This window comes from Spirillospora sp. NPDC047279 (genome assembly GCF_040643285.1).
Taxonomy (GTDB): Bacteria; Actinomycetota; Actinomycetes; order Streptosporangiales; family Streptosporangiaceae; genus Spirillospora.
Window position 1 is genome coordinate 268,961 of sequence record NZ_JBEYUA010000010.1, and the last position, 20,913, is coordinate 289,873.

General features: G+C 71.4%; 25 protein-coding genes. 12 read left to right on the forward strand and 13 right to left on the reverse strand.

All coding sequences use genetic code 11. The features are described 5' to 3' along the window. Positions 1 to 26 precede the first annotated feature (26 nt). The 3 genes from ABZ810_RS26465 to ABZ810_RS26475 form a co-directional block, all read right to left on the reverse strand. Positions 27 to 1,088, reverse strand: a complete 1,062-nt coding sequence (locus ABZ810_RS26465; protein WP_358407606.1) for a DUF2332 domain-containing protein — start codon at positions 1,086 to 1,088, stop codon at positions 27 to 29. Between the two features lie 155 nt (positions 1,089 to 1,243). Next, positions 1,244 to 1,717: a pyridoxamine 5'-phosphate oxidase family protein gene (locus ABZ810_RS26470; RefSeq protein WP_358407609.1), complete on the reverse strand. Its 474-nt coding sequence runs from the start codon at positions 1,715 to 1,717 to the stop codon at positions 1,244 to 1,246. Positions 1,718 to 1,810: 93 nt separating this feature from the next. Then, positions 1,811 to 2,698 (reverse strand): glycerophosphodiester phosphodiesterase family protein, encoded by an 888-nt coding sequence (locus tag ABZ810_RS26475; protein WP_358407611.1) that lies wholly within the window; start codon positions 2,696 to 2,698, stop codon positions 1,811 to 1,813. Between the two features lie 861 nt (positions 2,699 to 3,559). Here ABZ810_RS26475 and ABZ810_RS26480 point away from each other — a divergent pair. Next, complete coding sequence (locus ABZ810_RS26480) at positions 3,560 to 3,991, forward strand: nuclear transport factor 2 family protein (RefSeq protein WP_358407612.1); 432 nt, start codon at positions 3,560 to 3,562, stop codon at positions 3,989 to 3,991. Here ABZ810_RS26480 and ABZ810_RS26485 read toward each other — a convergent pair. From ABZ810_RS26485 to ABZ810_RS26495, 3 genes are all read right to left on the reverse strand, one after another. Then, entirely contained in the window at positions 3,988 to 4,365 is a 378-nt protein-coding gene (locus ABZ810_RS26485) for an ATP-binding protein (RefSeq protein WP_358407615.1), read from the reverse strand. The genes ABZ810_RS26480 and ABZ810_RS26485 overlap by 4 nt on opposite strands. Then, positions 4,362 to 4,634, reverse strand: a complete 273-nt coding sequence (locus ABZ810_RS26490) for a hypothetical protein (protein ID WP_358407617.1) — start codon at positions 4,632 to 4,634, stop codon at positions 4,362 to 4,364. Before ABZ810_RS26490 ends, ABZ810_RS26485 begins: the two co-directional genes overlap by 4 nt. 396 nt (positions 4,635 to 5,030) lie before the next feature. Beyond that, positions 5,031 to 5,792 (reverse strand): ankyrin repeat domain-containing protein, encoded by a 762-nt coding sequence (locus tag ABZ810_RS26495; protein WP_358407619.1) that lies wholly within the window; start codon positions 5,790 to 5,792, stop codon positions 5,031 to 5,033. A gap of 90 nt (positions 5,793 to 5,882) precedes the next feature. Here ABZ810_RS26495 and ABZ810_RS26500 point away from each other — a divergent pair, with 90 nt between their 5' ends. From ABZ810_RS26500 to ABZ810_RS26515, 4 genes are read left to right on the forward strand one after another with little or no spacing between them, the layout of a single operon-like run. Beyond that, entirely contained in the window at positions 5,883 to 6,152 is a 270-nt protein-coding gene (locus tag ABZ810_RS26500; protein ID WP_358407621.1) for a helix-hairpin-helix domain-containing protein, read from the forward strand. Between the two features lie 40 nt (positions 6,153 to 6,192). Next, the gene (locus ABZ810_RS26505; protein WP_358407624.1) at positions 6,193 to 6,828 is read left to right on the forward strand and encodes a helix-turn-helix domain-containing protein; all 636 of its coding nucleotides are present in this window, start codon (positions 6,193 to 6,195) and stop codon (positions 6,826 to 6,828) included. 53 nt (positions 6,829 to 6,881) lie between these two features. Further along, positions 6,882 to 7,742 carry an SDR family oxidoreductase gene (locus ABZ810_RS26510; protein ID WP_358407626.1) on the forward strand — a complete coding sequence of 287 codons (861 nt, stop codon included), beginning with the start codon at positions 6,882 to 6,884 and terminating at the stop codon, positions 7,740 to 7,742. Beyond that, complete coding sequence (locus ABZ810_RS26515) at positions 7,735 to 8,283, forward strand: carboxymuconolactone decarboxylase family protein (protein WP_358407627.1); 549 nt, start codon at positions 7,735 to 7,737, stop codon at positions 8,281 to 8,283. Before ABZ810_RS26510 ends, ABZ810_RS26515 begins: the two co-directional genes overlap by 8 nt. A gap of 23 nt (positions 8,284 to 8,306) precedes the next feature. Here ABZ810_RS26515 and ABZ810_RS26520 read toward each other — a convergent pair whose 3' ends face one another. Further along, positions 8,307 to 9,218, reverse strand: coding sequence for a glutamate ABC transporter substrate-binding protein (locus ABZ810_RS26520; RefSeq protein WP_358407628.1), 912 nt, complete (start codon positions 9,216 to 9,218; stop codon positions 8,307 to 8,309). A 309-nt stretch (positions 9,219 to 9,527) separates the two neighbouring features. On the opposite strand from ABZ810_RS26520, the gene ABZ810_RS26525 reads away from it, so the two are divergent. After that, entirely contained in the window at positions 9,528 to 10,142 is a 615-nt protein-coding gene (locus ABZ810_RS26525) for a TenA family protein (RefSeq protein WP_358407630.1), read from the forward strand. An 18-nt stretch (positions 10,143 to 10,160) separates the two neighbouring features. Here the strand turns inward: ABZ810_RS26525 and ABZ810_RS26530 are convergent, their stop codons facing one another. Together ABZ810_RS26530 and ABZ810_RS26535 are read right to left on the reverse strand one after the other, a co-directional pair. Next, positions 10,161 to 11,246, reverse strand: a complete 1,086-nt coding sequence (locus ABZ810_RS26530) for an alkene reductase (RefSeq protein WP_358407631.1) — start codon at positions 11,244 to 11,246, stop codon at positions 10,161 to 10,163. A 48-nt stretch (positions 11,247 to 11,294) separates the two neighbouring features. After that, on the reverse strand, positions 11,295 to 11,681 hold the full coding sequence (locus ABZ810_RS26535; protein WP_358407633.1) for a RidA family protein: 387 nt from the start codon (positions 11,679 to 11,681) through the stop codon (positions 11,295 to 11,297). Between the two features lie 109 nt (positions 11,682 to 11,790). On the opposite strand from ABZ810_RS26535, the gene ABZ810_RS26540 reads away from it, so the two are divergent. From ABZ810_RS26540 to ABZ810_RS26555, 4 genes are all read left to right on the forward strand, one after another. Then, a complete protein-coding gene (locus tag ABZ810_RS26540) occupies positions 11,791 to 12,213 on the forward strand; it encodes a MarR family transcriptional regulator (RefSeq protein ID WP_358407635.1) in 423 nt (140 codons plus the stop codon). 291 nt (positions 12,214 to 12,504) lie between these two features. Beyond that, entirely contained in the window at positions 12,505 to 14,001 is a 1,497-nt protein-coding gene (locus ABZ810_RS26545) for a M28 family metallopeptidase (RefSeq protein ID WP_358407636.1), read from the forward strand. A gap of 277 nt (positions 14,002 to 14,278) precedes the next feature. Then, entirely contained in the window at positions 14,279 to 14,719 is a 441-nt protein-coding gene (locus ABZ810_RS26550; protein ID WP_358407638.1) for a hypothetical protein, read from the forward strand. A gap of 78 nt (positions 14,720 to 14,797) precedes the next feature. Further along, the gene (locus ABZ810_RS26555; protein ID WP_358407639.1) at positions 14,798 to 15,046 is read left to right on the forward strand and encodes a hypothetical protein; all 249 of its coding nucleotides are present in this window, start codon (positions 14,798 to 14,800) and stop codon (positions 15,044 to 15,046) included. 99 nt (positions 15,047 to 15,145) lie between these two features. Here the strand turns inward: ABZ810_RS26555 and ABZ810_RS26560 are convergent, their stop codons facing one another. The 3 genes from ABZ810_RS26560 to ABZ810_RS26570 are packed head-to-tail and all read right to left on the reverse strand — an operon-like array spanning position 15,146 to position 18,702. Continuing rightward, a complete protein-coding gene (locus ABZ810_RS26560) occupies positions 15,146 to 17,458 on the reverse strand; it encodes a heavy metal translocating P-type ATPase (protein WP_358407642.1) in 2,313 nt (770 codons plus the stop codon). Positions 17,459 to 17,486: 28 nt separating this feature from the next. Beyond that, positions 17,487 to 18,488 (reverse strand): hypothetical protein, encoded by a 1,002-nt coding sequence (locus ABZ810_RS26565; RefSeq protein WP_358407644.1) that lies wholly within the window; start codon positions 18,486 to 18,488, stop codon positions 17,487 to 17,489. A 7-nt stretch (positions 18,489 to 18,495) separates the two neighbouring features. Continuing rightward, a complete protein-coding gene (locus tag ABZ810_RS26570) occupies positions 18,496 to 18,702 on the reverse strand; it encodes a heavy-metal-associated domain-containing protein (protein ID WP_358407645.1) in 207 nt (68 codons plus the stop codon). Positions 18,703 to 19,083: 381 nt separating this feature from the next. Between ABZ810_RS26570 and ABZ810_RS26575 the strand changes: the two genes are divergently transcribed. Continuing rightward, on the forward strand, positions 19,084 to 19,947 hold the full coding sequence (locus tag ABZ810_RS26575; protein ID WP_358407647.1) for a DNA-formamidopyrimidine glycosylase family protein: 864 nt from the start codon (positions 19,084 to 19,086) through the stop codon (positions 19,945 to 19,947). Positions 19,948 to 20,051: 104 nt separating this feature from the next. On the opposite strand, the gene ABZ810_RS26580 is transcribed toward ABZ810_RS26575, so the two are convergent. Continuing rightward, positions 20,052 to 20,477, reverse strand: a complete 426-nt coding sequence (locus tag ABZ810_RS26580; RefSeq protein ID WP_358407649.1) for an SSI family serine proteinase inhibitor — start codon at positions 20,475 to 20,477, stop codon at positions 20,052 to 20,054. Positions 20,478 to 20,550: 73 nt separating this feature from the next. Between ABZ810_RS26580 and ABZ810_RS26585 the strand changes: the two genes are divergently transcribed. Beyond that, a complete protein-coding gene (locus ABZ810_RS26585) occupies positions 20,551 to 20,883 on the forward strand; it encodes a rhodanese-like domain-containing protein (protein WP_358407857.1) in 333 nt (110 codons plus the stop codon). The last annotated feature ends 30 nt before the right edge of the window (positions 20,884 to 20,913 follow it).

Here is a 20,913-nt window from a genome sequence, read left to right on the forward strand (position 1 = left end):
GCCCGCCTGGCCCCCACGCCGGGACGTCAGGAATCCGCCAGCCACGACACCATGCGGCCCCGCGACCAGCAGCGGCCGACCGCCTCGGCGCGCAGGGCCGAATGACCGAACAACGCGACGCCGATGATGCTGTGGCCGGAGGCCGGACGATCGCCGAACGTCGGTATCGCCGGCGCGACTCCGACCCCCTCAGCCGACACCCACGCCACCGCCCGCCCGGTCGCCGCCTTGTCGAGGCGTTGCAGGAAGCGCAGGCGGCTCTCGAGCGACAAGCGCGACAACGCCCACGTCGTGGTGACGACGGGCAGCACGTCCGCGGGCACCTGGGCGAAGGCGTCGGGCAGCCCCTCGACGGCGTCACCTCGCAGCAGCAGCGGAGGGGCCGTCGCCGCCAGCGCCATCTCCGCTTCGAGCCGGGCGGCGAGCTCCGGCTGATCCGGCCACAGGCAGGCGCGCAACCAGCGGGCCTCGTCCGCGTCGGTCACGTCCACCGGATCGACGTCGACGCCCACCCGGGCGACGACCTCGGGCATCGCCCACGCCGGTACGGGCCGGTCTCCCACGACCGAGGACGACATCTGTACGGGGGACGACGGGTCGCCCAGCGAACGCCCGTCGTCGTAGGTGACGCCGACACGATCGACGTTGAGGTTGAGCCCGGCCGAACAGCCCACGTCGATCAGCCCGACCGTGTCCGCGCCCACCCGGCGCGCCGCCTCGGCGATGGCCGGATACAGGACGGCGCAGCGTCCGGTCTCGTCGGTCCGCGGCCGGCGGCGCACGGCGAGGGCCACGACCGCGTCGGTCATCCGCAGCAGCGTGTCGATCGCCGCGCCGGCGGCGTCGCCGTCCGCGGCGGCATAGGCCGCGGCGAGCGCCGGGGCGTGCCCGGCGAGGGCGAGGTCGTGCAGCGCGGCGAGGATCACCGTGGGGTGCCGCCTGCGCGCCGGCGCGGTCTCGATGGCCCGCAGCGCCTCGTCCGATTCAGCCAGGGCGACGGCGACGCGTTCGTACAGCGGCGACGTCCCGGCGGCGTCGACCTCGCCGAAGCGCCGGTACACCTGCGCGAGGGTGCGCGCCCTACCCATGGATCGGGCGCTTCCTCCGGTCGGACCCTGGCATCCAGGCGAGTCTAGCCAGCGGAACGAGCCCTCCCAGCCGCCCGCACCTTCCCCTGAACGGAGTCACGTTCCCCCGCCCGAAATACACCGGCCCCCAACCGGCACCGGACACGGCCGCCCGGTCATTCCTGCCAGATCCTGCTGCGGAGGTCGCGTCCCCGGATGACCTGGACACGCCACGGTTCCAGTTTGAGGATGTGCAGCTTGGGATCGTCCGGGCCCTTCCAGAACTGTCCCAGCTCGTATCCGGCGCCCTTCGGGCTGGTCTTGCTGTAGAGGTCCCAGACGCGCTTGCGCACGTCCGGGCCGTCCACCCATTCGGCGACCGTGTCCACGGCGACCGCGTTCTGGCGGGGTGTCCAGTAGGAGAACGTGGTGTGCGGGTTGCCGGCCAGGTGCGCCTCTTTGACCGGCGTCCGGTACGTGGCGAGCCAGCCGACCGGCCTGCCGTCGACCTCCTCCCAGATCGGGATCAGGACGCGGGCGCGCGGCCGGCCCTTCTTGTCGACGGTGGTCATCGTCGCGTAGACGATGTCGCCGATGTAGGCCTCGAACTCGTCGCGGACCTCGGCGAACGTGCTGACCTTGGTGGCCATGGTCTCTCCCTTGTCGGTTCCCTTCGGTAACCATGGGCCGGATCGGGCGGCGCCGGGAGAGGGCACTTTGAAGTAACCACCAGGTGAGGCGGGTCAGCGCTGGGTGATGGACTGCGGGTAGTCGGTGATGATCCCGTCCACCTTGAGACCGATCATCTTGCGGATGGCCCCGGGCTCGTCCACCGTCCAGACGTTGATCCCCATGCCGAGCCGGTGGACGCGGTCCACCAGGGCCTGGTCGGTGACGGTGTGCTGCGGGTTGACGTCGTCCGCCCAGGCGCTCAGCGCGACCAGCTCCGCCTCGGTCGGACGGTCGGCGTCCAGGAGACCGATCGGGACCTCGGGCATGAGGCCCTTGAAGCGCCGCGCGTCCCCGACCACGAACGACTGCACGCCGAGCCGCCCCTCGCGCGACGCCTCCCGCACGTAACCACGTTCGGCGCGCAGCGCGGTGGCCAGGTCGTCGGGCAGGCCGGTGCCCTGGTAGTGGGCGCACGGGCTGATCTCCGCCAGCAGGCCGGTCCTGCCACGAACCTGGGAGACGACGTCGTGCACCGTCGCGATGCGCTCGCCCCGGTAACGGGCGTCGAACCACGTCCCCGCGTCCAGGGTGCGCAGCTCGGCCCAGGTGAAGTCGGACACCCGGTACGACGGCCTGCCGGGGAACCGCTGGAGCACATCGGTGGTCCGCTCCAGCGTGCAGTCATGGAAGTTGACGAGCCGCCCGTCCTTGCTGCGCTGCACGTCGATCTCGACGAAGTCGGCGCGCTGCCTGATCGCCGCCCGGATGGCCGCCGCGGTGTTCTCCGGCGCCACCCCAGACGAACCACGATGCGCGATCACGTCCGGCCCGGCGGTCGCGGTGGTCATCGTGGCGGTGGTGGCGGTGGTGGCGTGGGTGGCGGCGTTGGCGTGGGCGGTGAACGACAGCGGAACGGCCACCAGGGCGGCGACCGCGGAACGCAGGACAAGGGGGAGCATGGGGAGCCTCTTTCGACACGGACGGGGGAGCGATCACCGTGTCGTCCAGGCATGACCCCCACGCGAGCAGCACCTGGCGCCCCCAGAACCCCCAGATGATCTTTAGGTGATCCCCTTCGCCACGCACGCGCCCCCGGCCCCGAGCCGTCGACCACGACACCCCCGGCGGACAACACCCGCGCCCATCCCCCGCCCCGCGTGAGCCGTAGCGCCATCCCGCCCCTCCGCACGCCAAGCCCGTACGCGAACGACCGGCACTTTCATCGAACGGCGCCGTGGGCTCTGCGGCAGAGCTCGCCACGTGACCGGCTCAGCCGTCTCGCCGCCCCACGGATGAGCGCGCCGAGAACACGTTCACCAAAGGAGGACCCCAACACCCGTCCGACGACCGGGAGGCCAGAGTGACGCCGAAACTCGCTCGACGATTTAGGCGGCCAAAGTGTGGGCGGCGCGCTCGCCCTGGCGGTTAAGCGGCCAGGGCGAGCGCTTGGGCGCCTGGGTGGCCAGAGCGGGGACGGCGCTCGCGGTGGCATCGGGTGGGCTGCGTGGGGGCGGTGCCTGAGGGCGACGATCAGTGACTCGCGTAAGGCCGTCGAGATGGCCGCAGCGAGTGGGAACGCCGTTTCTCTGCCGCCGAGGCGGGCCGAACGGTTGCGCGAACGGGCGTGGCCTCGCTGAGGTGCTGCTCGGGGGAGAGATGTGGTGAGGCTGAGGTCCAGCCACGCGTCCGAGACGTGCCGCTGCCGAGTCCTGCGTGCTGGGGTGGCCGGACCGGAAGGACGTGGTCGGCGGCAGCGGCGTCCCCTGGGGGGATATAGTTGGTAAAGCCAACATTGGAACAACCCATTGATTGGAGGGGTTGTGGATCACGCTGACCGGCATGAGCTGACCGATCTTGTCTCCCGGCTCGGACGTTGCCTGGACGAGAAGCGCTTCGGGGAGGTATTGACGATCTTCACTGAGGACGCCTTGATCGCCACCGCCAGCGGGACGGTGCGCGGGATCGATGCCCTCGTCGAGAAGGCCCGCAGGATCCGCCCGGACGGTGTCCTCACCCAGAGCTTCATCACCAACCCCCTCATCGAGGTGGACGGTGACACGGCCACGATCGAGGCCAACCTGCTCGTGGTCTTCATCGGCCGGCCCGAAGGGCAGGGGAGGCTGTCCGCCGAGCGCTACCTCCTGACCGCCGCTCGCACCCCGCAAGGATGGAGGATCTCCCAGGTGAAGGGCGTTCCCCTGTGGGAGGCCGCCCTGGCCGAGGTCACCCCCTTCGACTCGTCGGCCGCCTAGAACTCCACCCAGACGGTCGTGTCCTCGACGCCCCAGCGAGCGGAGAGCGCGTCGACCAGGCGCAGCCCGCGCCCGTTCTCGCCGTCCAGGTCGTGGTGCACGCACGGTTTGGTGACCGCGCCGCCGTCGTCGATCACGCTCACCCGCAGCCGGTCGCGTCCCCGCGACACGGTCACCGTGACCCGGCCGCCCCGGCCCGACGCGGTGTGCTCGCACGCGTTCGCGACCAGCTCGTCCACGCACAGCTGCATGTCGGCCACCGTCTCGTCGTCGAACGGCAGCTCGGACAGGCCCGCGAGCCGGCGCACGAACGTGCGTGCCTGCGGAGCCGACCGCGCGACGCCCGGCAGACTGATCGTCCCCAGTACGTTCATGCCGCGCGCTCACCCCGCGCCGACGACGCGATCAGCCGGGCCGCGAGGATCAGATCATCTCCTGGCGTGTTGGCGCCCGCGCTCCACGGCAGGAGCCACCGAGGCCCCGACTCCACGGCGAGAACGGAGAGCCGAGAGCCGTCGGCGCACCGGACGTACAGGACCGTCTCGCCCACCCCGGGCAGCGTCACGTACGACCCGACGGACATCCGCCGCAGTTCCCAGGCCAGGCCGGCCAGCAGGCTGAATCTCTTCTCGCCCGGTGTCATCGCTCCACTTCCCTCCGTGACGGTCGTCAGTCAGCATGAAAGGCCAGGTGAAGCGGCACAATGCCCTGACCGGAGATGGGGATTCGGGGGCCCTGGAACCTGTGGAAAGCGGAATTTCCCGCTTTTGGAGAACGTCCTCCTGTGAGTGACCGGCCGTTCACAATGTGTGCATGGCCAAGCGACCCCCGACCTTCCGCATGCGGCGGCTCGGCGCTCAGCTGCGTAAACTCCGCGACGACGACGAGGACGGCCGCAACGGTTACGTGATCAACGCCGTTACCGCGGATGGCCGCAGGTTTCCCGTCTCGTACTTCCACCCCCGGGATGGTCGCCGGGCGGCTCGGCCTCGGCAGGAACGTGCAGCCGGACGTGTGACACGGTCCTCGTGGCTGGGGATCAGGAGGCTCCGTGGTGGCGGAGCAGGGCGAGGAGCTCTTCGTTGACCAGCGGGGCTCGGCCGTAGGCGGTGTAGCCGTCGTTGTTGCGGAGGCCGACGTCCGCGCCCGCTTCGAGGAGCAGGCGGGCGCATTCGAGGTGGCCGCCGTTGCAGGCCCAGATCAGGGCCGTGCCGCCGCCCCCGTCACGGACGTTCACGTCGGCGCCGTGGGCCAGGAGCAGGCGGACCAGGCCGGCGTCTCCCCGGGCCGCCGCGGTGGTGAGGGGGATCCAGGCGAACGGCGGCGGCCACCGGGGGTCGGGGGCGTCGGGATCGGCGCCCTCGTCGAGGAGGCGGCGGGCGAGGTCGTGGTCGCCGCGTTCGACCGCCTCGATGAGCAGGGGCGGAACGGGCCGATAGATCCGGTCGGCCCAGTACTCGGGCAGCTCGTGGTAGGCGATGTCGAGGCCGACGATCCAGGTGCCGGACCAGTGCCGGTTGATACGGCCGACGGCCTCGGCCAGGTCGATGCCGTGCGCGGCCACCATCGCGGCGGCGATCTCCTGGCAGAACGTGAGGGCCTCCTGGTCCCCGGCGCAGGCGAACGCGCCCCGCGGGCGCAGGAGCGTCTCGTCGATCAGGTGCTCGCCGTTCTCCCGGACGAGGATCCTGTCGCGGACGTCCGCCTCGGTCAGTCCGTACTCGTCCAGGAGGCGGTCCAGGTGGGAGCGCGGTCCCACGGGCGCGTAACCCTCGTTCTCCCAGCCGGCAGGCCACGTCATGGGTGCATTCTGCCTGCCGGGTGCCGAGCCGCCGTGGTGCGTGTCCGATTCCGACAAGACCCGGCGCGCGGGGCGGGGTTTGCTGGAGGCATGAGCAACGAAGAGCTGACGGCGCTGGTCAACGTGGGGCCGGCGGTGGCGCGGAGGTTCGGCCGGATCGGCATCACGAGTGTCGGCGAGCTGGCCGGGCGGGACGCGGTCGAGGTGTTCGAGGAGATGTGCGCGGCGGACGGCGTGCGGCACGACCCGTGCCTGCTCGACACCGTGATGTCCGCCGTCGATCAGGCGGACGGGCTGCCCGCGCGCCCGTGGTGGGACTACACCGGGGAACGCAAGCGTCTCCTGGCCTCCGGCTCCTGAAGCCGGACGCCGACTTCGAGACACGGCCTAGCATTGCCGCGTGGACGATCCGGCCCTGCTGCGCACCTACTCCGCCGCGCCCCTCTCGGGCGGGTCGCATGGGCTGACCCGCGAGGAGGTCGCGACCCAGCAGCGCGGCCGGCTGCTCGTGGCGATGGTCGAGGTGGCCGCGGAGAAGGGGTACGGGGCGACGTCGGTCGCCGACGTGCTCAAACGTTCGCGCGTCTCGCGGCTGACGTTCTATGAGCACTTCGCCAACAAGGAGGCGTGCTTCATCGCGGCCTACGATCTCGTCACCGAGATCCTGGCCACGCGCATCGACGGCGCGCTGAGCTCGGGTGGCACGGCGATGGAACGCGTCGACCGGGTGGTCGGCGCCTATCTCGCCGCGCTGGCCGCCGAGCCCGAGGTGGCCCGGGTCTTCCTGATCGAGTCGTACGCGGCGGGCGTCGAGGTCCTCGGCCGCCGGCTGAGCATGCAGGCCGCGCTGATCGACGGGCTCGCGGAAACCTTCGGCGCCACCGCGCCCGAGGAGCGGCTGGCGAGCGAGACGGCCATCGGGGCGCTGATCTCGCTGGTCACGACGCGTGTACTGGCGGGGGAGACCGCCGGGTTGCCCGCGTTGCGGGAGCCCTTCGTCGCGTTGATCGCCCGTTTGATGGGCACCCGGTCATAGACATCAGTGTCTATGGCAGACTAGGTTGTGCCCAACCGAACGGTGGTGTCTCTGTGACGACGTTAGAGGGCAGGACGTGCCTGATCACGGGCGCGGCGAGCGGGCTGGGCCGGAGCACGGCCCTCGTCGCGGCGGCGCGCGGCGCTGATCTGGTGCTCACCGACATCGACGCCGGCGGCCTCGCCAGGACGGCCGAGGTGCTGCGCGGGCGCGGCGCGACCGTCCTGCTCGCCGAGGTGGCCGACGTCTCCGACCACGACGCCGTGGCGCGGCTGGCCGAACGGGTGCACACCACCGCCGGCAGCATGGACGTGATCATGAACGTGGCCGGGGTGTCGGCCTGGGGGACCGTCGACCGGCTCGAACACCGGCACTGGCGGCGCATGGTCGACATCAACCTGATGGGCCCGATCAACGTCATCGAGGCGTTCGTGCCGTCGATGATCGAGGCCGGGCGCGGCGGCCACCTGGTCAACGTGTCGTCGGCGGCCGGCCTGTTCGGGCTGCCGTGGCACGCCGCGTACAGCGCGAGCAAGTTCGGCCTGCGCGGAGTGTCGGAGGTCCTGCGCTTCGACCTGCGCAGGCACCGGATCAAGGTCAGCCTGGTGTGCCCGGGAGGCATCGACACTCCCCTGGTGCGCACCGTCGACATCGTCGGCGTCGACCGCGAGGACCCCGCCACCCGGCGGGCCATCGCGATGTTCCGCAAGCACGCCGTCTCGCCCGACAAGGCGGCCGCGGCCCTCGTCCGGGGCGTCGAACGCGACGCCTACATGGTCTTCACCTCGTTCGACATCCGGCTGCTGTACTGGGTGCAGCGCTACGTCCCCGTGCTCTACGAGCTGCTCATGCGCGCGATGAGCGCCGGGATGACACGGGTGCTCGACCGGCCGAGGAGGGGCGCCCGTGCCTGACCCGCGCATCTCCCCCGGCGGACTCCGCGAGGTCGGGCTCCTGAACTGGACGGCCGCGCGGATCGCGGGCCGCGTAGGCGGGACGGCTCCCCCGAACCTGTTCCTCACGCTCGGCCGGCACCGGGCCCTCTTCCGCGCCTGGGGGATCTTCGGCGGCCGGCTGATGCCGCGCGGCATCCTCCCGCGCCGCGAGACCGAACTGGTGATCCTCCGGGTGGCGCACCTGCGAGAGTGCGCCTACGAGTTCGAGCACCACGTCCGGCTGGGCCGCCGCGCCGGTGTCGGCCCCGGCGACGTGGCACGCCTGACCGAGCACGGCCCGGCCGCCGACGGCTGGACCCCGCGCGAGCACGCCGTCCTCACCGCCGTCGACCAGATGCACGAAGCCGGCGACCTCGACGACGCCGCCTGGGCGGACCTGCGCCGCCACCTCTCCCCGCGCGAGTGCATCGAGCTGTGCATGCTCGCCGCCCACTACGAGATGCTCGCCACGGTGATCACCACCCTGAGGATCCGCCCCGACCAGCACCGCGCCGGCTAGACCGCCCGCGGGGGGCGTCGCGGTCAGGCGCAACCCTCGTACTCGGGGACGGACTCGGTGACCTCCAGGCCCGAGGCGCCGAACCACTTGCGCAGCAGGCGGGCGGCGGTGCCGTCCTGGTACATCTGCGTGAGCGCCTTGTTGACGCTCTCGCACCCGTCGATGTCGCCGCGGCGCAGGCCGATGCCGTAGCGCTCGTCGGTGAAGGGAGTGTTGGTGATCCGCACGCTGCCGCGGGCGCGGGCGGCGAAGCCCGCCAGGACCAGGTCGCCCGTGGAGACCGCGTCGACCTCGCCGGCGACCAGCTTCTGGAAGCAGGCGCCGTAGGACGGCGCCGGGACGAGGGTGGCCGCGATGCCGAGCCCCTTGGTCACGCGTTCGGAGGAGACCGAGCCGCTCGCCTCGCACATGCGGCGGCCCGCGAGGTCGCGGACGCCGCGGATCCGCTGGTCGGCCCGGCGCACCATGATGTCCTGGTGGGCGACGTAGTAGGGCCCGGCGAACGTCACCTTCTGCGCCCGTTCGGCGGTGATCGAGTACGAGGCCAGCACGAGGTCGACGGTGCCGTCGTCCAGCTTGCGCTCGCGGTCGTCGGACGTGACGGCCTTGAACGTGACGCGGGAGGCGCCGAGACGCCGGGCGAGATAGGCGCCCACGTCCACCTCGAAGCCCTGGAACCCGCCGTTCCTCGCCCGGAGGCCGAGCCCCGGCTGGTCGGCCTTGACCCCGACCACGATCGTCTTCTTCTCGCCGACGGAGGCGGTGGCGGCCGTGGTGCAGCCCGCCAGCGCGATCACGAGCAGCGCGGCCGCCGGCGCCGGCCCGATGCGCTGGAATCGCCTGGGCGCCGTCGCCCGCGTCGTCCCCGTCCGCGTGAGTCCCGTCCGCGTGAGTCCCGTCCGCGTGAATCCCGTTGGTGCAAGCCCCGTTCGCACGCCTCCACGCTCGCGCGCCCGGGAGGCCGGAAGGTGAACGGGAGGCGAGCAGGGGCTGACTGTTGGAGTGGCCGAAGGTGCTTCGCGGGGGCTGGGAACAATCCCGGGGGCGGGGTAGTTACAGATGATGGCCGGTGTGCCTGGGTGTCCCCGGGCCTCACCTTTTGCCTTTGCGGAATACCGTCCGGCTGGAGCCGCATTGTGCCTTTCGCCGAGAGGCGACCCCACACATCGGCCAGACGTGGGGCCCCGCCGGATTCCGATCCGGCGGGGTCTTCGTCATTTCCGGCCTGATGGGAGACTTCGGGTATGAGTCTGGCGGCGCACCTGGAACGGCTCGGCCTCCCCCTGGTCGAGGAGCAGCTGAAGCACCCGACCGTGGCGGGCATCGCCCGCGGCGACCTGGACGACGCGGTGTTCCGCTCCTGGCTGGAGCAGGACTACCTGTTCCTCCTCGACTACGTCCGGGTGTTCTCGCGGCTCGCCTGGCAGGCGCCCGCCGCCCACCTCGGCGACCTCGTCGACCTCGCGCACGCGACGTTTCACGAGGAACTGTCGCTGCACCGTTCGCTGGCCGCCGAGTTCGGGGCCGACCTGGACAACGCCGCCAAGGGCCCGGCGTGCACCGCGTACACCCGGTTCCTCCTCGACAGCGCCGCCTCGTACGGCGAGGGGCTGGCCGCGCTCTACCCCTGCATGTGGGGCTACTCGACGCTGGGCGCCCGGCTCGCCGAAAACCCGCCCGCCGAGCCGCGCCTCCGGCGCTGGGTCGACACCTACGCCGATCCGGGGTTCGCCGCGCTGACCCGGCGCTGCGCCCAGATGATCGACGAGGCCGGGCCGGAACGGGCCCGCGCCGAGACGTTCTTCCTCGAGGGCATGCGCCACGAGATCGCCTTCTGGGACGTCCCGCTCACGGGGTGAGGCGGGCGAGCCGTGTGGTCAGATGGCCGGCTGCGCGAGAGGCGGATAGTCGACGTACCCCGCCGCGCCGCCGCCGTAGACGGGACCGCGGCCCGGCGCGTCGAGCCGCGCGCCGGAGGCGATCCGGGCGGGCAGGTCGGGGTTGGCGATGAAGTGCCTGCCGAACGAGAAGAGGTCCGCCAGCCCGGCGTCCAGGACGTTCTCGCCGGCGTCCGGCGACGTCGGCTCCGGGCCGTTGAAGTTGGCGACGAGCGTCCCCGACCAGCGCGGGCGCAGATCGGCGAGCGCGCCGTACGCGCCGCGTTCGATCACGTGCAGGTAGGCCAGGCCGAGCGGGTCCAGGGTGTCCACGAGGGTGCGGTAGGTCTCCTGCGCGTCCTCCTCGGCGATCTCGTTCTCCGGGTTGTCGGGGGAGATCCGCAGGGCGACGCGTTCCGCGCCGACCGCGGCGGTGACGGCCTCGACGACCTCGACCGTGAAGCGCAGCCGCCCGGACGGGGAACCGCCGTAGCCGTCCGTGCGCCGGTTGGTGTTCTCGGCGTGGAACTGCTGGAACAGGTAGCCGTTCGCGCCGTGGATCTCGACGCCGTCGAACCCGGCCGCGATCGCGTTGCGCGCCTCCGCGGCGAACGCGGCGACGGTCTCCTCGATCTCGGCGAGCGTGAGCGGGCGCGGGGCGACGTGGTCGACCAGGCCCTCGTTCGTGAAGATCTGCTCGCCCACGATCCGTACCGCCGACGGCGCGACCGGCGTCGCGCCGTCCAGCACGGACGGGTGCGTCATCCGTCCCACGTGCCAGAGCTGGGCGTAGATCCGGCCGCCCGCCGCGTGCACCGCCCCGGTCACCTCCCGCCAGCCGGCCACCTGCGCGGGCGTCACCAGCCCGGGGATGCCCGGCCCGCCCTTGCCGAGCGGGTGGGCGTAGATCCCCTCGCTGACGATCAGGCCGGCGCCGGTGCGCTGCGCGTAGTAGTCCCCGGCCAGCGGGCTGGGCACGCCGGTGGTGTCGTCGGCCCGGCCCCGGGTCATCGGCGCCATGACGATCCGGTTGGGGAGGGCGAGCGTGCCTCGTTCGTAGGGGAGCAGAAGCGGATTGTCGGGCATGTCGTACCTCTCTGGTGACTGGCGGGCCTCTGGTGACCGGCGGGACGGTCAGGGGGCGAGCGCGGTGACCTCGATCTCGATCTGCCAGTCGGGCTGGGCGAGGGAGGAGATCTGGAGCAGGGTGTCGGCCGGGTAGGGCTCGGTGAGGAACTCCTCGCGCAGCGTGATGATGTCGGCGAGGTTCGCCGCCATGTCGGTGACGAAGATCCCGACCTTGACCACGTCGCCGAGCCCGGCGCCGGCCTCGGCGAGCACCCGGCGGATGTTGGCGAACGCCTGCCGGCCCTGCTCCAGGAAGTCGTCGGACACGGTGACGCCGTTCTCGTCGATGCCCGCCTGGCCGGACACGTGGATGAACCGGCCCGCCCGCACGGCCTGCGAGATCCGGTACGGCGCGTACCAGTCGGGGGTGGTGGCGATCTTCTCGATGGTCATGGCTCGGCTCGCTTCCGTGGAAATTTAGATGTACGTACATGAGTTGCATGCACATGCAGATATTTGCCGTGCATGTAGTCTGCTGTCAACCCCGGAAGGTGAGGCGTTCATGAACGGGCAGGTCTGGGACCAGGTGGTGACGCTGCACGCCCGCGTCGAGAACGAGCTGGCCAAGGCGCTCCAGCGCCGTCACGGCATCGGCCTCTCGGAGTTCCGGGCGTTGTGCCGCCTCTCCCGCGCCGACGACGGCGAGCTGCGCATGCAGGAGCTGGCCGACCTCATCGGCCTCAACCAGAGCTCGGTGAGCCGCCTCGTCGCCCGCCTGGAGTCCGCCGGCCTGACCCGCCGCGACCTGTGCCCCGCCGACCGCCGCGGCGTCTACACCGTGATCACCGAAGAGGGCCGCGCCGCCTGGGCCGAAGCGCAGCCGACGTACGCCGGCACCCTTGACCGCGCCTTGGGCGAAGCCGCCGCCGACCCCCGCGTGGCCGGCCTGGTCGCCACCCTCCGCAAGACCGCGGCCCTCGCCTGAGAACGGGTATTCGCTGAGAACGGGTATCGCCCAGGGTGGGCGTCGCTGGACCGTGCCATCGGGAATCGCCGGTACGTGAGGGGCGCGAGCGCGTTCTGAGATGTCGCGAGCGCAGAGTGTAGAGCTTTCCGGCCGTCCTCCGGTGTCCGAGTCCGGACTCTCCACGGCCGTTCTCTCGGCTGACTTCTGGCGTTAGTTTCCAGGGCAGAACAACGGGGGTTTGCGTCGATTCGTCCTAACAAAGGAGTTGGCGTGCGCATTCGCCGCCGCAGGCGTGTCGTCGGTGCCATCGTGGCAGCCACGGCTCTGATCCTGCCTCTCACCGTCTCAGCCCCGGCCGAAGCCGGAGCCCTCGACGACGTCTTCGCCAAGGTCCTGGTGAAGAAGGTCGAGGGCAAGAACGTCAAGAAGCACCTGGACGCGCTCCAGGCGATCGCGACCGCGAACGGGGGCAACCGCGCCGCCGGGACACCGGGGTACAACGCGTCACGCGACTACGTGGCCAAGAAGCTGCGCGCCGCCGGATACAAGGTCACCCTCCAGCCGATCAACTTCGTCGAGAGCTGGAAGGAGAACACCCCGGCGGTGCTGGCCCAGACGGCGCCGAACGCCAAGTCCTACACTCCGGGCACCGACTTCGTCACCTTCGAGCCGTCCCCGGCCGGTGACGTGACCGCCCAGGTCCAGGCCGTCGACCTGGTCCTGCCGCCGACCCCGGCGCCCACCTCGACGAGCGGGTGCGAGACGTCCGACTTCGCCGGGTTCGTCGAGGGCCGGATCGCGCTCATCCAGCGCGGCACCTGCCCGTTCGCCACCAAGGTCCTCAACGCCGGCGCGGCCGGCGCGTCCGGGATCATCATCTTCAACGAGGGCCAGCCGGGCCGCACCGACCCGTTCCCGCTCAACATCGGCGAGTGGCGTGCCGACATCCCGATGGTGTTCTCCAGCTTCGCCGTCGGCAACGAGCTCGCCTCCACACCCGGCGCGACCGTTCGCCTCAAGGTCGACTCCGAGCTGGTGCTGGGCCAGAACGACAACGTCATCGCCGAGTCGAAGTTCGGCCGGTCCGACAACGTCGTGATGATCGGCGCGCACCTCGACAGCGTGACCGAGGGCCCCGGCATCAACGACAACGGCTCGGGCAGCGCCGCGATCCTGGAGACCGCGCTGCAGATGAAGCACTTCCCGGTCAAGAACAAGATGCGGTTCGCGTTCTGGGCGGCCGAGGAGATCGGCCTGCTGGGCTCCGACCAGTACGTGGCGAGCCTGTCGCAGGCGCAGAAGGACAGGATCCGGCTGTACCTGAACTTCGACATGGTCGCCTCGCCGAACTACGCCTACAAGCTGTACGACGGCGACGACTCCGACGCGACCGGCTCGCCCGCCGGACCGCCCGGATCGGCGCAGATCGAGAAGCAGCTCGAGCGTTTCTTCGACGGCCGTGACCTCGGCCACGTCGGCACCGACTTCGACGGCCGCTCCGACTACGGGCCGTTCATCGCGGTGAACATCCCGTCCGGTGGCATCTTCACCGGCGCCGAGGGCATCAAGACGCCCGAGGAAGCGGCGCTCTTCGGCGGCCAGGCCGGGGTGGCGTACGACATCTGCTACCACCTGGCCTGCGACACCATCGGCAACGTCAACCTGACGGCGCTGGACGTGAACGCCGACGCGATCGCCGACTCGGCGGCGCGGTACGCGTTCAACACCAGTTCGATCCCCGACCGTTCCGCCACCGCCGCCGCGCGCATGGCGCCCGCGGCGGTCGTGGGCACCGGCGCCCGCTGAGCCGGCCGAACGCGGTCAAGGCCGCCCGGGTCCTCACCACGAGGACCCGGGCGGCCTTCGCGTTCGCGGCGCGGTCGGCGCGGCCGGTGTGGTCGTTCAGCGGTGGTCGTTGGTGGCCACGAGGGTGAAGGCGGCGGTGCGGACGGTCAGCGTGAGGGCCCGGGCCTCGCCCGGCACCGGGCGGCCGTCGATCCCGACGTCGTAGCCGTCGACCGACGAGACGGGTCATTACTCTTTGTAAAGGTTGATATACGCAGAGTTAGGTAAGGTCTGTCGTGTGGCAGTGCGTCGATGCCGGCTGGTACCGGCCGACCGCAGGACGGGAGTGCTGTGGCCGGTCGTGGTCGCGGCGATCATCCTGTTCACCGGGCTCTCGCCGGCGGAGGCGGGCACCGGCGCCGAGATCTGGCACCCCCTGTCCGCTGCCGCGCCCGGCCATCTCACGGGAGCCGGCCACGCGCAGGGTCAGGGCGAACGTGAAGGCGAAGCGAACACCGGAGAGCACGAGGCGGCCCGTTCGCGCACCGTCGCGCGGCGGCTCGCCGCCTCCCGTGACCTCGGCCACGTCCCCGCGGAGCACCCGTCGGCGGCCTACCACGCGCCCCGGCTCTGGGACGGGGCCCGCCGGACGAACGTCACGCCCGGCCCGCACGCCCGGCACTCGGGACGGTCACCGGGCGCCCGGCTGCTCATCGCCCTGAACATCTCCCGTACGTAGGACCCCGCGGCGCCGACGACTCGCGCCCACGCGCCTCGGTCCAGTCCAGACGTACGTACACCAGGAGCGGGATTTCGCATGCGTACTCGGGAGATTCACGTCATCACGGAGCGGTGGTACTTCTACTGCCTCGACTGCCTTCAGCCGTACGAGACCACGTACGAGGCGCAGCACGCCGACGACGGGCACGGCGGCGACGCGGTCGCCTGGCGCCGGGATGGGATGGCGATCCAGCCGCCATGGATCGATCCAACCTGCCCGGGCTGCCGCGGGCTGCACGTCAAGGTTTTGCCGCACGGCCGTTCCCACGTGCCGCGCCAGCGCTGACGTGATCGACGACGGGCCGTGCCTCTGACGAACAGAGACACGGCCCGTGCGATGTTTCTCGTGCGATCGGCCCGTGCGGTGCGGGCCCGTGCGACCTGGTCAGCCGGCGGCGGGGACGGACGGCTTGGGCGCCGCCTGGCCGGCCGTCACGGGGGCGGCGGCGGTGCTCAGCGGCTTGAAGCGGCGCAGCCGGAGGCTGTTGCTGACCACGAAGACCGAGGAGAAGGCCATCGCCCCACCGGCGATCATCGGGCTCAGGAGCCCGGTGGCGGCCAGCGGGATCGCCGCCACGTTGTAGGCGAACGCCCAGAACAGGTTGCCCTTGATGGTCGTCAGCGTCCGCCGCGACAGCCGGATGGCGTCCGCCGCCGCGCGCAGGTCGCCGCGGACCAGGGTGAGGTCGGAGGCCTCGATCGCCACGTCGGTGCCGGTGCCCATCGCCAGGCCCAGATCGGCCTGGGCCAGCGCGGCGGCGTCGTTGACGCCGTCGCCGACCATCGCGACCGTGCGTCCCTCGGCCTGCAGGCGCTTGATCACGTCCACCTTGTCCTGGGGCAGGACGTCGGCGATGACCTCGTCGATCCCGACCTCGGCGGCCACCGTGCGGGCGACCGTCTCGTTGTCGCCGGTCAGCAGGACCGGGCGGAGCCCGAGCCCCTTGAGCTGCCCGATCGCCTCCGCGGAGGTCGGCTTGACCTGGTCGGCGACCGTGATGACGGCCCGTGCCGCGCCGTCCCAGCCCACCGCGACCGCGGTGTGGCCGAGCGCCCGCGCCTCGTTCATCGCCCGCTCCAGGTCGGCGGTCAGGTGCTGCGACCACTCGGCGAGGAGCTGCGGGCGGCCGACCAGGACGGCGTGCCCGTCCACCATGCCCTGGACGCCGAGGCCCTCGACGTTGGCGAAATCCTCGACCGTGCCCAGCGTGCCGGCGCGTTCGGCCGCGCCCTTGGCGATGGCCTGCGCGATCGGGTGCTCGGAGGCGTCCTCCAGGGCGCCGGCCAGGCGCAGCACCTCGCCGGCGTCCACGCCGTCGGCGGTGACGACGTCGACCAGGGCCATCTTGCCGCTGGTGACGGTGCCGGTCTTGTCGAGGACGACGGTGTCGATCGTCCGGGTGGACTCCAGGACCTCCGGGCCCTTGATCAGGATGCCCAGCTGGGCGCCACGGCCGGTGCCGACCATGAGCGCGGTCGGGGTGGCCAGGCCCAGGGCGCACGGGCAGGCGATGATCAGGACGGCGACCGCGGCGGTGAACGCGGCCGCGGCGCCCGCGCCGGTGCCCAGCCAGAAGCCCAGCGTGGCCGCGGAGAGCGCGATCACGATCGGGACGAAGATGCCGGAGACGGTGTCGGCGAGCCGCTGCACCTGGGCCTTGCCGGTCTGCGCCTCCTCCACCAGGCGGGCCATCTGGGCGAGCTGGGTGTCGGCGCCGATCCGGGTGGCCCGGACCAGCAGGCGCCCGCCGGCGTTGACGGTGGCGCCGACCACGGTGTCGCCGGGGCCCACCTCGACCGGAACGGACTCGCCGGTCAGCATCGAGGCGTCGACCGCGGAGGAGCCCTCCTCGACCACGCCGTCGGTGGCGATCTTCTCGCCGGGACGGACGACGAACGTGTCGCCGGCGGTCAGCAGGTCGACGGGGATGCGCTCCTCGCGCCCGTTCCGTACGACCGAGACCTCCTTGGCGCCCAGCTCCAGCAGCGCCTTGAGGGCGGCGCCGGCGCGGCGCTTGGACCGGGCCTCGAAGTAGCGCCCGGCGAGGATGAACGCGATCACGCCCGCGGCGGCCTCGAAGTAGATGTTCATCGAGCCGTCGGACCGGGTCATCGAGAACTCGAACCCGTGCCGCATGCCGGGCTCGCCCGCCGAGCCGAAGAACAACGCCCAGAGCGACCAGCCGAACGCGGCCAGCGTGCCGACCGAGACCAGGGTGTCCATCGTCGCGGTGCCGTGCCGGAGGTTGGTCCAGGCGGCCTTGTGGAACGGCCAGCCCGCGTACACCACCACGGGCGCGGCCAGCGTCAGCGACAACCACTGCCAGTTCTCGAACTGGAGCTTGGGGATCATCGCCATCGCGATGACCGGCACCGACAACACGACCGCGGTGATCAGGCGCTGGCGCAGCGGCAGCAGCTCGGCGTCGCCGCCGGAGCCGCCGTCCTCGGCGGCGCCTTCCTCCTGGGGCGGCGCAGGCAGCGCGGCGGAGTAGCCCGCCTTCTCCACGGACGCGATCAGCTCGTCCGGGGTCACGCCCTCGGTGAACTCGACCTTGGCCTTCTCGGTGGCGTAGTTGACCGACGCGGTCACGCCTTCGATCTTGTTGAGCCGCTTCTCGATGCGGGCCGCGCACGACGCGCAGGTCATTCCGCCGATCTCCAGCTCGATCCGCCCGGGCGTCGCACGGGAAGTCATCGCTCTCCTCCTTCGAACCTCTCGCGGCTCAGCCGTGGGTGTGGCCGTCGTCGTCGTGGCCGCCCTGCTCGGGGGCGGGCTCCTGGCTCGGTGCCGCCGGCACGGCGGCGCCACCCGCCACCGCGGTGAACTCGGCGGTGCGCACCGTGCCTCCGTGCTGGAAGTCCAGATAGAGACGGTACGCTCCGGCGCTCGGCACCTCGGCGTAGAACGTGATCTGCGGGCCGGGCCTGGTCTTGCCGTCGCCGGGCTCGCCGTCGGGGTGCACGTGCAGGTAGGCGAGGTCGCCGGAGCGCAGCGCCACCAGGTGCCCGTACGCCTCGAGGTACGGCTGGAGGTCGGTGACCGGGCGGCCGGCCTTGCTCACCGTCAGGGTGAGCTTGCTGGTCTTGCCCGGAACGAGCGTGCCGTCGAGCGTGACCTCGTAGTCGTCGACCTTGGCCGTCCGCACCGGCTCCGGCAGCGCCGCGGGCGTGTAGTCGCCCGGCGCGGTCAGGTCGGCGCCGAGGGTCAGCTGCTCCTTGGCCCCCGCGGGCTTCACGTCGGTGAAGAAACGGTAGGCGCCGGACTTCGGCACGTTCAGCCGTACGGACCAGACGCCGCCGCCCGCCTCGGTGGGGTGGAGGTGCTGGAAGCCGGACAGGTCGCGGCGCGCCAGGATGAAGTGGATCTTCTTGCCGTGCAGCGTCTCGTAGGCGCCGACCGGCTTGCCGTCCGGCCCGTTGACCGTGAAGCGGAAGTCGGTGGGCTCGCCCGGCGTGATCGTGGTGGTGCGCGGGACGAGCGTGTAGCCGTCCTGCGAGATCTGGAGGCCGCCGGGGATCGGGGGCGCCGCGGCCTTGGCCGTCCCGCCCTCCGTCCCGCCTTCGGCCCCGGTGCCGTGGGCGGAGTGCCCACCCTGCTCGCCGCCCTCGCCGCCGGTCTCCGCGGTGGCTCCGACGGGGCCGACGATCGAGCCGACCCCGGCGGCCCCTCCGAAGACGGCGGCCAGGCCCAGGGCGAACGCCCCCAGCTTGGTCGCGGTGTTCATCAGGTCCTCACGCCTTCAGTTCGTATCCGGCCTCGTCGACGGCGGCCGCGATCAGGGCCTCGTCCACGGGCTGCTCACTGGTGACGGTCAGCCGGCCGCTCTGGAGATCGACCTCGACGGAGCCGACGCCGGAGACCTGGCCGACCTCCTCCTTGACCGAGCCGACGCAGTGGCCGCAGGTCATCCCGACGACGGTGTAGGTGGTGGTGCTCATCGCGCTCATCTCCTCAGGCCCTTCGTCATTTCGTACCCCTGGGGGGTATTTCGTGGACTTCATGGTGCCACAACCCGACAGGGGTCGCAACCCCTACCCCCTAGGGGTTATTCCACGGTGCCGGTCGCCCGGCGGCCACCGGACGGTGACCCGCCGGCCGTCCGCCCCGTCCGCAGGGGGTGGAGGTCCGTCGGCAGGGGGTGGTTATCCACAACGTTGACTAGCCCTTCCGGACCAGGCGCGTGGCGGCTTTTGTGGGCATTCATTGAGGTATTGCCGGTCCCGATCTGCCCACACCGCAGGCGATCGCGAGTTTCTCACAGGGTTGTCCACAGGTATCCACAGGGCTGTGGACATCGGATGTCACGGATACTGTTGAGCATGCCCGAGCTACCTGAGGTGGAGGCGCTCGCCACCTTCCTGCGAGAGCGCGCGACCGGCCACGCGGTCGCCCGAGTCGATGTTCTCGCCATCTCCGCGCTCAAGACGTACGACCCGCCGATCACTTCGCTCGGCGGTCTGACCGTCACCGGTGTCGCCCGGCACGGCAAGTTCCTCGACTTCGACATCGACGGCCTGCACCTGGTCGTTCACCTGGCCAGGGCCGGATGGTTGCGCTGGCGGGACGAGGTGCCCACCAAACCGGTACGCCCGGGGGGTAAGAATCCGCTGGCCCTGCGGGTGCACCTCGACGACGGGTCCGGCTTCGACCTGACCGAGGCCGGCACCAAGAAGGGCCTGGCCGTCTACCTCGTGCGCGACCCCGCCGAGGTGCCCGGGGTGGCCTCGCTGGGGCCCGATCCGCTCGACGGGTCGTTCACCACCGAACGGCTGGCCGGGATCGTCCAGGGGCGGCGGACGCAGATCAAGGGCCTGCTCCGCGACCAGAAGGTGATCGCCGGCATCGGCAACGCCTACTCCGACGAGGTGCTGCACGTCGCCAGGATGTCGCCGTTCAAGATGGCCTCCTCGCTCACCGACGACGACATCGCGACCCTGCACGAGGCGATCGTGACCACCCTCAACGACGCGGTGGAGCGGTCGCGCGGGCTGGAGGCGCAGGACCTCAAGGGCGAGAAGAAGACCGGCCTGCGCGTGCACGGCCGGACGGGCCAGAAGTGCCCGATCTGCGGCGACACGATCCGCGAGGTGTCGTTCGCCGACTCGTCCCTGCAGTACTGCCCCACCTGCCAGACGGGCGGCAAGCCGCTCGCCGACCGCCGCATGTCCCGGCTCCTGAAGTGAGAAGACCCTGAAGGAAGGCCGCCGACATGAGAAGGCCCCGGTCGCGCGCCGACCGGGGCCTTCTCCAGCTGACCGAGTCCGAACGGGGTGGACTCGTCAGCGGTCTACCGGGGGACGCCGCCGAACAGAGGCGAGAGCTTCTGCCAGCGGCTCATCTCGCAGCCGTCGCCGCGGGTGAACTTCGCGTCCACGGGCTTACCCTGCCAGGTGCCCTTGACGGTGGCGACCTGGGGGCCACCGTAGATCTTCGTGCACATCTGGTCGGCGGGCGGGGCCTTGAACGGGTCCTGGGCCTTGGTCAGGGCCGCGCAGGCCTTCGCCGCGTCGGGATGATCGCCTCCCACGGGTTCGCAGTTGAGCGTCCAGTCCTTGGCCGCCGCCTGCTCTGAGGCCTTGACCTGCACGGTCAGGGCGTCCTTGGAGGCGGAGGGCGAGACGGACGTCGGTGCGGTCGTGTTGCCGGGGGAGCTGGAGGCCGGTTCCTCGCCGCAGGCGGCCAGTGACATGATCATGGCTATGCCGGGCGTCATGTAAAGGAGCGTCCGATACCGCATGCGTGATTCGACGCGGGAGGGTTCCGCGCGGTTCCATGGAGGAGTGATGATTTTCGGGGACGACGTCCCGGCCGTGGACGCGGCCGAGGTTCCGGAGGGCGCCTACCTTCTCGACGTCCGTGAGCAACATGAGTGGGACGCCGGGCACGCGCCCGGGGCCGCGCACATCTCGATGGCCGAGCTGAGCGATCGTGCCGGGGAGATCCCGCGCGATCAGGACGTCTACGTGATCTGCCGGTCCGGCGCCCGGTCGGCGCAGGTGACGGTCGCGCTCAACCAGGCCGGATGGCTGGCCAAGAACGTCGACGGGGGCATGAAGCGCTGGGCCGAGGCCGGACGGCCGATGGAGGGCGACGCGGCGGGGCCGCCCTACGTGGCCTGACACGATCCGGCGGGGACGATGTACGATTCG

What these genes read in the sequence shown, in the direction of transcription:
- ABZ810_RS26580 (WP_358407649.1), bottom strand. Translation starts at nt 20,477, where the DNA reads ATGACGCCCGGCATAGCCATGATCATGTCACTGGCCGCCTGCGGCGAG.
- ABZ810_RS26475 (WP_358407611.1), bottom strand. Translation starts at nt 2,698, where the DNA reads ATGCTCCCCCTTGTCCTGCGTTCCGCGGTCGCCGCCCTGGTGGCCGTT.
- ABZ810_RS26575 (WP_358407647.1), top strand. Translation starts at nt 19,084, where the DNA reads ATGCCCGAGCTACCTGAGGTGGAGGCGCTCGCCACCTTCCTGCGAGAG.
- ABZ810_RS26540 (WP_358407635.1), top strand. Translation starts at nt 11,791, where the DNA reads ATGAACGGGCAGGTCTGGGACCAGGTGGTGACGCTGCACGCCCGCGTC.
- ABZ810_RS26560 (WP_358407642.1), bottom strand. Translation starts at nt 17,458, where the DNA reads ATGACTTCCCGTGCGACGCCCGGGCGGATCGAGCTGGAGATCGGCGGA.
- ABZ810_RS26525 (WP_358407630.1), top strand. Translation starts at nt 9,528, where the DNA reads ATGAGTCTGGCGGCGCACCTGGAACGGCTCGGCCTCCCCCTGGTCGAG.
- ABZ810_RS26465 (WP_358407606.1), bottom strand. Translation starts at nt 1,088, where the DNA reads ATGGGTAGGGCGCGCACCCTCGCGCAGGTGTACCGGCGCTTCGGCGAG.
- ABZ810_RS26535 (WP_358407633.1), bottom strand. Translation starts at nt 11,681, where the DNA reads ATGACCATCGAGAAGATCGCCACCACCCCCGACTGGTACGCGCCGTAC.
- ABZ810_RS26530 (WP_358407631.1), bottom strand. Translation starts at nt 11,246, where the DNA reads ATGCCCGACAATCCGCTTCTGCTCCCCTACGAACGAGGCACGCTCGCC.
- ABZ810_RS26500 (WP_358407621.1), top strand. Translation starts at nt 5,883, where the DNA reads ATGAGCAACGAAGAGCTGACGGCGCTGGTCAACGTGGGGCCGGCGGTG.
- ABZ810_RS26485 (WP_358407615.1), bottom strand. Translation starts at nt 4,365, where the DNA reads ATGAACGTACTGGGGACGATCAGTCTGCCGGGCGTCGCGCGGTCGGCT.
- ABZ810_RS26570 (WP_358407645.1), bottom strand. Translation starts at nt 18,702, where the DNA reads ATGAGCACCACCACCTACACCGTCGTCGGGATGACCTGCGGCCACTGC.
- ABZ810_RS26565 (WP_358407644.1), bottom strand. Translation starts at nt 18,488, where the DNA reads ATGAACACCGCGACCAAGCTGGGGGCGTTCGCCCTGGGCCTGGCCGCC.
- ABZ810_RS26470 (WP_358407609.1), bottom strand. Translation starts at nt 1,717, where the DNA reads ATGGCCACCAAGGTCAGCACGTTCGCCGAGGTCCGCGACGAGTTCGAG.
- ABZ810_RS26490 (WP_358407617.1), bottom strand. Translation starts at nt 4,634, where the DNA reads ATGACACCGGGCGAGAAGAGATTCAGCCTGCTGGCCGGCCTGGCCTGG.
- ABZ810_RS26555 (WP_358407639.1), top strand. Translation starts at nt 14,798, where the DNA reads ATGCGTACTCGGGAGATTCACGTCATCACGGAGCGGTGGTACTTCTAC.
- ABZ810_RS26495 (WP_358407619.1), bottom strand. Translation starts at nt 5,792, where the DNA reads ATGACGTGGCCTGCCGGCTGGGAGAACGAGGGTTACGCGCCCGTGGGA.